Annotated in this window: 12 protein-coding genes; 3 read left to right on the top strand and 9 right to left on the bottom strand. The window is 54.8% G+C overall.

Annotated features, from left to right (window positions below):
• The 6 genes from ACVW0B_RS13505 to ACVW0B_RS13530 form a co-directional block, all read right to left on the bottom strand.
• On the bottom strand, positions 1-547 hold a 547-nt coding region (locus ACVW0B_RS13505), incomplete at its 3' end, for an RNA-guided endonuclease InsQ/TnpB family protein (RefSeq protein WP_457491927.1).
• A 153-nt stretch (positions 548-700) separates the two neighbouring features.
• Positions 701-1,105, bottom strand: a complete 405-nt coding sequence (locus ACVW0B_RS13510; RefSeq protein ID WP_011433838.1) for a universal stress protein — start codon at positions 1,103-1,105, stop codon at positions 701-703.
• Positions 1,106-1,320: 215 nt separating this feature from the next.
• Positions 1,321-2,064, bottom strand: a complete 744-nt coding sequence (locus ACVW0B_RS13515) for an alpha/beta fold hydrolase (RefSeq protein ID WP_414357692.1) — start codon at positions 2,062-2,064, stop codon at positions 1,321-1,323.
• A gap of 237 nt (positions 2,065-2,301) precedes the next feature.
• The gene (locus ACVW0B_RS13520) at positions 2,302-3,882 is read right to left on the bottom strand and encodes a chlorophyll a/b binding light-harvesting protein (protein ID WP_457440521.1); all 1,581 of its coding nucleotides are present in this window, start codon (positions 3,880-3,882) and stop codon (positions 2,302-2,304) included.
• Between the two features lie 48 nt (positions 3,883-3,930).
• Positions 3,931-4,440 carry a flavodoxin FldA gene (fldA, locus tag ACVW0B_RS13525; protein WP_414407903.1) on the bottom strand — a complete coding sequence of 170 codons (510 nt, stop codon included), beginning with the start codon at positions 4,438-4,440 and terminating at the stop codon, positions 3,931-3,933.
• 73 nt (positions 4,441-4,513) lie between these two features.
• Positions 4,514-5,548, bottom strand: a complete 1,035-nt coding sequence (locus ACVW0B_RS13530) for a chlorophyll a/b binding light-harvesting protein (RefSeq protein ID WP_457440519.1) — start codon at positions 5,546-5,548, stop codon at positions 4,514-4,516.
• A 390-nt stretch (positions 5,549-5,938) separates the two neighbouring features.
• On the opposite strand from ACVW0B_RS13530, the gene ACVW0B_RS13535 reads away from it, so the two are divergent.
• Positions 5,939-7,171: an imelysin family protein gene (locus ACVW0B_RS13535; RefSeq protein WP_011433843.1), complete on the top strand. Its 1,233-nt coding sequence runs from the start codon at positions 5,939-5,941 to the stop codon at positions 7,169-7,171.
• A gap of 45 nt (positions 7,172-7,216) precedes the next feature.
• The gene (locus ACVW0B_RS13540) at positions 7,217-8,590 is read left to right on the top strand and encodes a di-heme oxidoreductase family protein (RefSeq protein WP_011433844.1); all 1,374 of its coding nucleotides are present in this window, start codon (positions 7,217-7,219) and stop codon (positions 8,588-8,590) included.
• Here ACVW0B_RS13540 and ACVW0B_RS13545 read toward each other — a convergent pair.
• On the bottom strand, positions 8,587-9,261 hold the full coding sequence (locus ACVW0B_RS13545; RefSeq protein ID WP_011431398.1) for a Fe2+-dependent dioxygenase: 675 nt from the start codon (positions 9,259-9,261) through the stop codon (positions 8,587-8,589). The two genes, ACVW0B_RS13540 and ACVW0B_RS13545, sit on opposite strands and share 4 nt — an antisense overlap.
• A gap of 133 nt (positions 9,262-9,394) precedes the next feature.
• On the opposite strand from ACVW0B_RS13545, the gene ACVW0B_RS13550 reads away from it, so the two are divergent.
• Positions 9,395-10,282 carry a TVP38/TMEM64 family protein gene (locus ACVW0B_RS13550; protein WP_228375352.1) on the top strand — a complete coding sequence of 296 codons (888 nt, stop codon included), beginning with the start codon at positions 9,395-9,397 and terminating at the stop codon, positions 10,280-10,282.
• Here ACVW0B_RS13550 and ACVW0B_RS13555 read toward each other — a convergent pair.
• Positions 10,279-10,611 (bottom strand): cupin domain-containing protein, encoded by a 333-nt coding sequence (locus ACVW0B_RS13555; protein ID WP_011433845.1) that lies wholly within the window; start codon positions 10,609-10,611, stop codon positions 10,279-10,281. The genes ACVW0B_RS13550 and ACVW0B_RS13555 overlap by 4 nt on opposite strands.
• The gene (locus ACVW0B_RS13560; protein ID WP_414358094.1) at positions 10,611-11,387 is read right to left on the bottom strand and encodes an SAM-dependent methyltransferase; all 777 of its coding nucleotides are present in this window, start codon (positions 11,385-11,387) and stop codon (positions 10,611-10,613) included. Before ACVW0B_RS13560 ends, ACVW0B_RS13555 begins: the two co-directional genes overlap by 1 nt.
• Between the last annotated feature and the right edge of the window lie 110 nt (positions 11,388-11,497).

An 11,497-nucleotide genomic window follows, 5' to 3' on the forward strand; every position in this document is an offset into this window, starting at 1 on the left:
TGCCCACTGCGCCCCCCTGCGGAATAGGCCAATTAACCTCGCGCTCGGTCTGGATCGACACGAACCACTTGCCAGCGTGCTTGGATACGGTGACGTTCTTCACTGTGCCTAGCACTTCTCGGCTATTGCGGTAGCGCACCCAACCAAGCTTAGGCAGGCAGATGCGGCTGTTGGCCTGGTCCAGCTGGATTTGCTTGGGGTCGGGATAACGGAAGCTGTCGGACCGGCCCTTCTTCTTGAACTTCGGGAAGCCGGCGCGTTGGGCGAAGAAGTGGCTGTAGGCTCGCTCCAAATCCTGGAGCGCCTGTTGCAGCGGATGCACCGGCGCATCCGCCAGCCACGCCGTATCTGCGCTGTGGCGCCACGCGGTGAGCAGCTGGCACAAGCCCGCATAGCCTAGCTTTTTCTGGCCTTGCTCGTGACGCTCCTTCTGCAACGCCAGTGCTTTGTTGTAGACGAACCGGCAGGAGCCAGCAAAGCGGCGCATCTGCCGTTCCTGCTGGCTGTTGGGCAGCAATTCGTACTTGAAGGCTTGAAGTCGTTGCACCGCTCAATCGTATTCTTGGCCTATGCGTGATGACAACGATATTCACATGGCCGACACTGCGTTTTTAAAGGGCGTCGGCTACGGTCGGCGCTATCCTTTCCTGCCCTGAAGGACGGGGCTTGCCGCGCCTTTTGGTCAATGGGATCCCTCTCCTCAGGGCACGACCAACACTGGGCAGGGGGAGAGATCGATCACGCGGTGGCTTACAGAGTTGTTCTGCCCCTCTCCAGACAGGGTGAGGCCACGGCAGCCCATCACGATCAGGCTGATCTCCAGCTCGTCTGCCACATCACAGATGACAAAAGGCACCTTCCCCTCTCGATACTCACTCTTGACGTTGCTGAGGCCGATTTGATGCAGGCCGGACTCCGTTTGCTTAAGCAGGTTGTGGATGTTTTGCCGAGCTTGCTCGGCTCGCTCCGGGTCAAGCTCCGTATCATCCAGCACAGAAAGCAAATACACTTGGCTCTTGTAGCGCTGTGCTATGTCCGCCACCAAGGGCAAGGCGTGGCTGGTCTCACGCGAGTTATCGATGGGAAAGAGCAGTTTGTCGAACATAGCCGAGGATTCCGCGGTCAAGCCCATTCCCTATCCAAGTTGGGGGCTTGCCCTATTCTATCAATTTTACCGGGAGCTCAATGGCCTCATTCCACCCCTGCCCGTTTTCCTGTTGTCAGGGGCTCCACCTGGGCTGCTTCGCCCTAGCTGCAAACGGAGCTCCTCTGCTGTTTGGATGAGTAGCCATTCTATCATCCCGCGAAAGTCCAGCCGCCCTAAGCCATGCTGGGCTGAAGTTTACGCAATTCCTGCCAAAAATCCATTATTTTCAGATTGACCAAACTTGGAAAAGAATAATGAAAAAAGTGTCGCCCCCCAGGGCAAAACCACATTTGATCCCCTGGCTTTAGGTGGTTTCTCCACTTCTCGAGCGAAGCAGGATCCACAATGGGGTCATCCTTGCTGGCGCAAACCAACATCGGCACCGACACTTTCTGGGCTGGAATCGCTATCACCTGAAATAGGGAGTGAGGTATGGGAGAAGTATCCAAATCTTTAGCCAGAGCATAGGAGAGTGAGCGTGCTCGCCACTGTTCTGAAGTAGGTAGAAGGCTCTGGGCTATACGCACCAAGAGTTGTTCCCGACTCCAGCAAAAGATTTTTCGCTGCACATAGAAATGGGCATGCCAAGTGGTAGCAGGCCAACCTCCCACGGCCAGCAAGGTCAGAGACTGTACCCGCTGTGGGTAACGGCAGGCAAAAAGATAAGCGGCCACCCCGCTCAAGCCGTGGCCGATAAGATGAACGGGTCGATCCCAAGCTTTGAGATATTCGTATAGCAGCGTGATTACAGTCTCCAGGCTACAAGGCTCATCCTGGGTTTGGTGGTACTCCCAGTAGGCTATCCGAAAGCATTTCCCCAGGGATCCTAATAAAGGCTGATCAAAGAGCTTGAGACTGGGAGAAATGCCCAGATACAGGGCCTCAAAAGCGAGCGCAGAAGCGGAGCTTAAACTCATATTCGCTATTCCATCTCGACTGTTAAAACCATCAAGGCTGCTAGCCAAACAAAAGATCTACAAAGTCCAGTAGCCAGAAACCAACCGGCAAAGTGCGGTTGAACCATGCAATTGTGAACAGTGCAATTGCCATTGGAAAATGCGGCCCAAAGGATCCGAGCCGATCTGGATAGAGGAGAGGGGACAATACCCCTCTCCTTTCTGCAGATCCCCGAACCAGGGAGCCTCAAACCTCATTCACAGCCCAGGCAAAATCTGGGCCAACACGTCCGCACTGTTCAGGAGCATGTAGGCAAACAGGGCACCGCCAACGCCGCCCACCAGAAACCCTCCCGCCAACTGGCTCCAGCCGGCACGGGTGCGCAAGTTTTCGGGCAAGTCCTCCGATCCTGCCGGTACTCGCACCGGCTGAGGGGATCCCTGCGATTCCGCCATCAGTTGCACTCCCGGCGTCGGATAGGCCACCTCTCCATAGGGGGTGTTCACCACCGCCACCAGCCGCGAGCGCGGAAAAGAGACTCGTCCATAGATCGAAAGACAAACCGTTAGGATCAGCACCAGACCAATGGCCGCCAGCGTACCTGCCGTCAGGGCTTGCTCCGAATTCCGCAGCGGACTCAACTTGTAAAACGGCCCCACCAGGAAGTACCCATGGGCCATGCCGATCTCCAAACCGCGCAGGAAAGGCGACAAGCCCTCCCGGTAGATGGGCAGGTTTTGCAGCAGCAGCAGGGTGAGATCGCCCTGGTTTACCGGCGTGTCCAAGTTGCCCACCTGGGGATCTGTGGCTCGCACCCAGCCCCCGCGCTGGAAGTCAAAGCCGCTGGCCGCCGCCCGCGCCCGGATGGCATGCCAGATGTGCCCCGCCAAAAACAGGATCCCCAAGACAAAGTGGGCTGTAGCCAACCAGGTACGGCTGCTTACAATTCCCCTTTCGTCAGCGGCCAGCCCCAGCGGCCCGTAAAAAGCCGCAGGGTAGGCGATCTCATTGACGCTGACAAAATAGGCCGCCAAGATGCCCATGTAAGCCAGGGCCCCCAGGCTGTAGGAGAGGTAGGCTTCGCCCGAGTAGATCAAGACTTGCTTGGCCCAGGCAAAGGGGCGCGTGGCTATGTGCCACCATCCCCCCAGCACGCAGAGCAGGCCCACGTAGATGTGTCCCCCCACCAGGTCTTCCAGGTTGTCCACGGCGGCCATGCCCTGCTGACCCATCAGCGGCGTCAAGTAGGCGAAGATCCGCAGCGGATTGAGGGTGGGATCCGCAACGATCCGCACGCGGCCCAGGTTGGCATCGTACAGCCCTCCCCAAAAGAGAGCCTTGGCCACCAGCAGCCATGCACCCAGCCCCAGCAGCAGCAGGTGGATGCCGAGGATGGTGGTCATCTTGTCGTCATCTTCCCAGTCGTAGCCGAAAAACTCGGCAAAGGTTTTCCCCTTGCTCAGCACCTCTGGTCCCAAAAGGGCATGGAAGATCCCTCCTGCCCCCAGCACTGCCGAGGCAATTAGGTGCAGAACGCCCACGACAAAAAAGGGATAGGGATCCGTAACCACCCCTTCTGCGTTGACGCCGATGCCCAAGCTGGCCAGATGGGGCAACAAAATCAGCCCCTGGCTGTACATAGGTTGATTTGGATCCCAGTGGGCCACCTCAAACAAAGTCATGCCGCCGGCCCACAGCATGATCAACCCCGCATGGGCCACGTGGGCCCCCAGCAGCTTTCCGGACAGATTCACCAAGCGAGCATTGCCCGCCAGCCAGCTCACCTGAGGGGATCCCTCAGCAGAGGTAGGCGATGAAGATAGAACTGCGCCAGTCATGACAAACTCCCACAGTATCCACAACAAGCTAAGAAGCCGAGTTTGAGATTACAGATTGAAGAGTGTTTTGAGTTTGGCCGTCCACTCTTTAATTCGTTTTTCCGTCAGCTCTGGTTGGTTATCTTCGTCCAGAGCAAGGCCGACAAACTCACCGTCAACCACTCCCTTAGACTCGTTGAACTCGTAGCCTTCTGTAGGCCAGGAGCCGACATTTTTGCCGCCACGCTCGGCAATTTTTTCGGCCAGGATCCCCATGGCATCTTGAAAGTTGTCGGGATAGCCCAACTGATCCCCAACTCCAAAGTAGGCTACCGTCTTACCGGAAAAATCGATCTCATCCAAATTTGGGAAAAAACCATCCCAATCAGCCTGAAGCTCCCCAATATTCCAAGTTGGACAGCCGATGATTAAGTAGTCGTACTTCTCAAAGTCCTCAATGTTGGCCTCGGCAATGTCAATTAAATCTACATTGTCTTCGCCCAGCTCTTTTTGAATCATCTCGGCAGCTCTTTCGGTATTTCCGGTTTGAGTGCCGAAAAATAGACCTATTTTTGCCATTGCTCCTACCTCGAAACTGCAAGTGCGAAGCTCAAAATCAGATGGCTAGATAGTCAATGCCTTCAGCGTGCCGTTAGGCCTGCTGTGCAGCGAGCTCTACTCTGCCGGTACGGAAATTGAATCCTCGGGCTTTCAGGGCATGGAAAAGGTGGCCCTGAAGGAAGAAAAAGGCCAGCCAAAAGTGGGCATTGGCCAGCCAAACCCTAGACGTGAGAGCCTCTCCTTGCTCAAAAAAGGGATAGCGATCCAAGCCCACCTGAAGCAGCGGCCCATAGAAAACTTCGGGATAAACCACTGGGTTAACCGCAACAAAATAGGCAGCAATAAACCCCATCAAGGCCAAAGCTCCCAGGCTGTAGGAAAGATAAGCCTCTCCCGACCAGACAAAAATTCGCTCTGCCCAGCCAAAAGGCTTGGTCACGATATGCCAAATGCCCCCCGCCACCAAGAGCAAGCCCAGCCAGAGGTGGCCGCCCACCACGTCTTCTAAAGTGTCCACCCCTGCTATCCAATGGCGTCCTTCCGCGCCCAACAGGTGCCCAAACGGATTCCAATTGGGAAGGATGGTGCGCACCTCTCCCACCCCAGGGTCAAACAATCCGCCAAACACTGTTGCCTTAAGCACCAGCAGCCATGCCCCCAGTCCCAGCAGCACCAGGTGGATCCCTAGGATGGTGGTCATCTTGTTTTTGTCTTGCCAGTCGTAGCTAAACAGGGGAAAGGCTTTGGGATCCAGCACCGCCGGCCCGCGCAGGGCATGAAAAATGCCGCCAAACCCCAAAAAGGCAGAGCTGATGAGGTGGATCGCTCCCACCGCAAAGTAGATATCCGTATCCAGGACTTCCCCGCCGGATCCCACCCCCAGCCCCAAGCTGGCCAGGTGGGGCAAGAGAATCAGCCCCTGCTCATACATCGGTCGGCTGGGGTCAAACTTGGCCAACTCGATCAGGGTCATCGCCCCTGCCCAGAGAACGATCAGCCCGGCATGGGCCACATGCGCCCCCAGCAGCCGGCCAGAAAGATCGGTCAAACGGGCGTTGCCCGCCCACCACGGGATCTGTTGTTGCGAGCTAGATCCCCCTTCTTGCTTGAGTGTCGTCGCTGTCATCTCCGCTCCTCTTGCGTTTCTAAACAAGCTTTTCTAGGAAAAGGCCAGAGACCTTGCCCCAGGCCCGCCTCTGGCCGCACGGACACATCCTTTCGAGACACGTAACCAACTGTTGAGAGTAAATCTCAACAGCGAGCTGTGACCTACTCTAGGCTTCTTGCAAACAAATATCAATGTCTTTAGAGTTAAGTTTTGTTAAGAGTCGGACTTGTATCCGCCCATAGCCCCACCTGGGGAAGCTGCAGATGGAAGCTGGCCCGCAGAGGGACGAGCCGGGCGATCCGGTGGCAGCCGGTGATAAAAATCTCTCCCTTCTTAAGATTGAGTCGCAATAGCTGGATTACAATCAAGCCAAAGTTGGCCAAGTCGAGGGCAAAGGAGTCGGAGGAGATGTCGAGGTATCTGAAGCTGTGGACGGGGATAGGGCTTTATGTTCTGGTCAGCGGGGCCGCTTGCGGGGAAACCCAAAAGGATCCCTCGGCTGCGGGCGGCGGGGATCCACCGGCCCTGAGCCAGGCTTCGCCTCAGCAGGCAGCTCAAATGAACCCGGAGTGTCGGCCTATCCCGGTGGATGGCGGCGGCGAGGGTGGGGAAGAAGGGGCAGGCTCTCGCCGGCCAGCCGTTGTGCTCTCTCCTGAGCAGCGGTTTCAGGATCGGCAGATTTTGCTCGACTTTGCCGATCAGGTGGTGATCCCTGCCTATGAGCAGTTGGTCGCCGATACCCAGGCCCTGTCTCAGGCCATCCAGGCCTTCGTGCAAGATCCCAATGCCCAGACTTTGCAAGCGGCTCGCCAGGCTTGGTCTGTTGCCCGCATCACTTGGGAGGAGAGCGAGGCTTTTGCCTTTGGGCCGGCGGCTTATTTGGGGCTGGATGCGGATTTGGACGAATGGCCCCTGAACGAGGTGGAGGTGCTGGAAGTTCTCAACAGCGGCGATCCCCTCACTCCAGAGACCGTGGCCGAGTTGGAAAGCGGGCAAAAGGGATTTCATGCCGTGGCCTTCTTGCTCTTTGGCGTGGATAACAACAAGTCTTTGCAAGACTTTACCGAGCGGGATCGGGAGTACTTGGCTGCCCTTGGCCCAGTTTTGGCGGATACGGCGGCAAAGCTGCTCAAAAGCTGGACAGAGGGAGTGCAAGGGCTGCCTGCTTTTCGCGAAGAATGGGTAAAAGCCGGCGAGGGCAGCAAGAGTTATCTCACGCTGCAAGCTGCTGCTGAAGAAATAGCCCAAGGTATTCTCGGCATGTTGGACGAGCTGGGCAAGGTCAAAATTGGCGAAGCCTTCGCCCAGCAAAATCCTTTTCTGCTGGAAAGTCGCTTTGCCCACCATTCGCTGCCGGAGTTCCAGGCCAATGTGCGCAGCGTTCAGTATGCTTACTTGGGCGGATTTAGAGATAGAAAAGGTCGTGGCCTGAGCCAATTTGTCCGGGACATCAATCCCAATTTGGATAGTCAAATTCAGTCGGAGTTACAAGCAGCGGCGGCGGCTCTCCAGGGGATCCCTGCCCCTATCGAAAAAAGCCTTTGCGATGCCAATGCCCGTGGATCTATTACTGCCGCTATGGAAAAAATTGAAGACGCTTTCGACAGCTTTGCTCAGGAAGTTGTGCCGCTCCTGCAGTAGTAAGAAAGTCCCAAAAGAGCTGAGTTGCCGATATTTTGATAGCCGATGCGTCGTCTTCTCCAGATTTTCATGCTGGGATTGGCCTCTCTTTGGGCGGCGAGCTTTCTGGCTTTCCCCGCTGCCCCAGAGGGATCCCAGCCATTGCCCCCTCGAGCGGGTGGCGAAACAACCCTTTGGAACCGCACCTCAACAGCCTACGAGCAGCCGGCTCCCAACTTGGATCCCCGCTGGGCCAGGTTGCATGCCCTGGGGGACATCGCCTTTGAGGCTCGCTTCGTCACCGCTCCGGCGCCTGTTAACCCCGGCCTTGGGCCTCTGTTCAACAACAACTCCTGCGCCGGTTGTCATGTTAAAAACGGCCGAGGTTTTCCTGACAAGGGGCAGCGGGTCGTCAGAGTCAGCCAGGTTGGATCCCTGGATAGAAGCGGGGATCCCCAGCCTTTTGGATGGGAGGCCATTGCTCCTCATAGCAACACTCCCCCTGTGGCCGGCATCGGCACGCAGGTTCAAGAAAAGGCCGTTCGGGGCTATCGGCCAGAGGCCAAGGTGGAGTTGCACTGGGTAGAGCAGACCAGAGAGTACGCCGACGGAACTCCCTACAGGCTGCGTTCTCCTGTTGTAAAGCTGTTAACTCTGGAGGGATCGCCCATCGATCCTGTCCTCATCTCCCTGCGGATCCCCCAGCCGGTGTTTGGAGCGGGCCTACTGGAGGCCGTTCCCGCTTCTAGGATCCTGGCAGCAGCCGATCCTGACGACGCCGATGGGGATGGCATCTCTGGCCGCCCCAACTTGGTTTGGGATCAAGAGCAGCAGCGTCTGGTGCTGGGACGGTTTGGTTGGAAAGCCAATACCCCCAACCTCAGGCAACAAACTGCGGCCGCCTACGCCAACGACATGGGTGTCACGAATCCTCTTTTTCCGGCCGCGGATGGCAGCCAAGATATCGACGAGGCCACTCTCCAAGCGACAACCGTTTACGTGCAAACCCTGGCCGTGCCTGGCCGCGCCCTTTGGCAGGATCCCCAAGTTCAGCGAGGGGAAAAGCTCTTCGTCCAAGCCCAATGCGCCAAGTGTCACCGACCAGAGCTACAAACCGGCATTCATGAGATCCCTGCCCTGGCCAACCAAGTCATCCACCCCTACACCGATTTGCTGTTGCATGACATGGGCGAAGGACTAGCAGATGGCCGCGCTGACTTCGAGGCCACGGGCCGAGAATGGCGCACCCCCCCTTTGTGGGGCATCGGCTTGTCGCAGACAGTTCTGCCCTCCTCCGGCTATTTGCACGATGGCCGCGCCCGCAGCCTCGAGGAGGCCATTCTCTGGCATGGGGGAGAAGCTGAACGCTCCCGCGAGATCTTTAAAAATATGGCTGCTGAAGACAGAGAAGCCCTGCTCTATTTTCTTCGATCCCTCTAGAGCTCTGCCCATTTCCGCAGCAGGTTCGCGTAAACTTTGGAGATCAAATCAAAGTGGCGTGTCTTGCCCGATTCCTGAAACATCTGCTGCCGCACAGTCTGTAAATCAAAGAGGATCTCGCGTTCTTGCGGATCCCTAATTAGGCTTTGAACCCAACTGACGGCAGCATAGCGGATCCCACGGGTTACAGGCTCAACTCGGTGCAAGGTGGAAGCAGGATAGAGGATCAAAGCACCCGCCGGCAGCTTGTAGGCTTGCTCCCCCTCGCTACTCTCGATCTTCAGCTCACCGCCATCATAGTCTTCAGGGGCACTTAGAAATAGCGTAAAGGAAATATCCGTGCGCATCAGCTGATGCCGATCGAGCATCAGCGCATCGTCGGTATGAGTGCCATAGGACATTCCCGCTTCGTAGCAGCTAATTAAAATGGAATGAATGAGCTTGGGCCGGGCAGCCATCTGGAACAACAAATTACGCTCTAGAGCTGCCAAGATAATCTCCTCTATCTTCCGTTGCTGAAGGGATCCCTTTGGCATTTGCCTATTGTTTTTGACAAGCCTGGCATTCCAGCCTGCCGTCAGAGCACCATCCACAAATTCAGCATCGGCTATGAGGGACAGAATCTGTTGCAATTCTGCTAAACTAAGAACATCGCCAATACACAAGATCATTATCAACCTCTAAAAAGCAAAATACATGACACCTTCTACACTAGCAAAACAAGCCTTATGAAAATCATGCCTACTTCGAGCATCCCTCGGAAACCTTAAGCATCTAGCAGAGAAAGTAGAGATCTTTTGCCCTATGCAGCCACCTTCTGGTATTCGACAAAAAGAGCTCTGCGAGCTATTGGGCTTAGACTACAAGGCTGTTGCCACCGAGGCAAAGCGTCTGGGCTTGAGCACACATGCCTATCTGCAACAGAAAACAGGTTGGATCCTGAAGGATGAACTCTATTATCCGCCCGGCACTACCTTTGACAAGTCAGCAGATGGCGAGTCAGTAGGATCGTCCCCTACCCCCTCAGAGGATTTGTCCTCTAGCAGCAAAATCAATTCCAGAAAAAGGAAAGACATCCTCTCACTGCTGTTGTTGCTTGTTGTCCTGTTAGCTGCCATCTTGCTGGCCCGTCGCTTAGATCCAGAGGCAACTCGAGAATTTATAGCAAAACTAGGCCCCTGGGCACCCCTTGCCCTGATTGGATTACGCTCCCTGAGTATTATTATTCCTGCCATACCCAGCACCCTTTACTCCATCTTGGCAGGAGCCCTCTTTGGATTTGGATCGGGAATCCTTTACATTGCAATTGCTGATTTTATCTCTTGTACACTTAACTTCTACCTAGCCAGAAAGTTTGGTAGAGACCTAGTACAGCGAGTAGTTGGGCGACAATGGATGTACAAAGTCGATGCCCTTTCAGCTAACTATCTGGAAAACAATATTTTTCTTACAGCTGGTTTTTTAATGACGGGCCTATTCGACTTTGTCGCCTACGCCGCCGGCCTAACCCAAATAAAATGGCAGAACTTTCTTCTCGCCCTAGCTTTGGGCATTGCCGTCTCTACACCCCCAGTAGTGGCTCTGGGGGCAGGGATCCTAGAGCAGGGAAGGTGGCTGCTGGGCTTTGCTTTGCTGGGAATGTTTGCTTTGGCGATGTTAAGCGGCTGGCTGAGTAAAAGGCGGCGTTCTTAACTTGCCTTTGATAAAGTCAGAACAAAAGCAAGGTCAGCAGTGGCTTCTAACTCATGGGGAACATTTGCCGAAATTAAGACAAATATGCCCGGAGATAGAGAGATCTTCTCACCTGCAAGGGTTAAGACTCCAGTTCCTTCAATGACGTGGAGAGTAGCGTCCCTTGTGGAGGTATGCTCGGAAATACTTGTGCCTCCCGCCATACAGAAAAGAGTATGTTGGCAGACTTCACTTTTCCAAATGATCTTGCTGAGAACTCCTTCCACAGAATAAGCAATGTGATCTTTGAGCTGCAAAAAAGGTGACTCAGGGGAGACAAGAGACATCATTAAGCCTCCTTCTTGGCAATCAGTATGATGTAGCCTAGGTTATTTCGATATCGGCTAAAGATTTGCTTCATAGATAAGATCCGCTGCCGGATTACAGGACGTGTAAGCACATTCCACACCATAGTTAAGAGCGTCGGCAATCCTTCCTCTGTAGCAATAGCAACGGGATTGAGCAAAGTTAAGGGGCCGGTGGCATACTGGACAACCGTAAGATTTGCTTGCTGAACAGTTGCAAGCCAGCTGTCAGTAGATAAAGGATTGGCATTGACATGGATTACGGAGGATAACTCCTTGCGGATAGCGTCGCTGTTGGATCCCTCAACTCGCAGCTCATGGCTGAGGAACTTACCCCCTGGCTTGAGGCAATTGTAAATCCCTGACAAAATCTTAGATTTTCCTGCATCGGACTGCATTGTTAAAATAGCTTCCGCCAAGACATAGTCAAATTTCTGATCGATTTGATCTAGGTGAAAGATATCGCCCTCGAGGATCTCAACTTGGCCGGCTAGCCCTGCTGCAGAAACATTAGCGCGAGTGCGAGCAATGTTATCTGGATTTTTCTCAATGCCGGTAACATGTATGCCATAGCGCTTTGCCAATCGAATAGCCGTGTAGCCAAGGCCTGAGGCAAGTTCCAGCACAGTTTCTCCTCGACGGAACTCGGCAAACTTGAAGAGCCGTTCGGTAGCGCCAAAGCCCCCCGGTCGAAGTGCCTTTTTACCTGCCGCAGCCAGTACCTGGTGTCCAGGTGCATTTTTTGAGTCCAGCTTAGACATAGGTAACTCCAAAAAAGATACAGCCTTTTAATTTAAAATAGGGTACAGGTATTCAAGAGGAAGGAGAGAAAGGAATGCCGACTCATTCTTTGGATTTGCGGCAAAGAGTT

The sequence above is a fragment of the Thermostichus sp. MS-CIW-23 genome (assembly GCF_054059455.1).

Bases quoted from the DNA above. Each gene is read 5' to 3' on its own strand.
- ACVW0B_RS13510 (WP_011433838.1), bottom strand. From the start codon at position 1,105: ATGTTCGACAAACTGCTCTTTCCCATCGATAACTCGCGTGAGACCAGC.
- ACVW0B_RS13515 (WP_414357692.1), bottom strand. From the start codon at position 2,064: ATGAGTTTAAGCTCCGCTTCTGCGCTCGCTTTTGAGGCCCTGTATCTG.
- ACVW0B_RS13520 (WP_457440521.1), bottom strand. From the start codon at position 3,882: ATGACTGGCGCAGTTCTATCTTCATCGCCTACCTCTGCTGAGGGATCC.
- fldA (WP_414407903.1), bottom strand. From the start codon at position 4,440: ATGGCAAAAATAGGTCTATTTTTCGGCACTCAAACCGGAAATACCGAA.
- ACVW0B_RS13530 (WP_457440519.1), bottom strand. From the start codon at position 5,548: ATGACAGCGACGACACTCAAGCAAGAAGGGGGATCTAGCTCGCAACAA.
- ACVW0B_RS13535 (WP_011433843.1), top strand. From the start codon at position 5,939: ATGTCGAGGTATCTGAAGCTGTGGACGGGGATAGGGCTTTATGTTCTG.
- ACVW0B_RS13540 (WP_011433844.1), top strand. From the start codon at position 7,217: ATGCGTCGTCTTCTCCAGATTTTCATGCTGGGATTGGCCTCTCTTTGG.
- ACVW0B_RS13545 (WP_011431398.1), bottom strand. From the start codon at position 9,261: ATGATCTTGTGTATTGGCGATGTTCTTAGTTTAGCAGAATTGCAACAG.
- ACVW0B_RS13550 (WP_228375352.1), top strand. From the start codon at position 9,395: ATGCAGCCACCTTCTGGTATTCGACAAAAAGAGCTCTGCGAGCTATTG.
- ACVW0B_RS13555 (WP_011433845.1), bottom strand. From the start codon at position 10,611: ATGATGTCTCTTGTCTCCCCTGAGTCACCTTTTTTGCAGCTCAAAGAT.
- ACVW0B_RS13560 (WP_414358094.1), bottom strand. From the start codon at position 11,387: ATGTCTAAGCTGGACTCAAAAAATGCACCTGGACACCAGGTACTGGCT.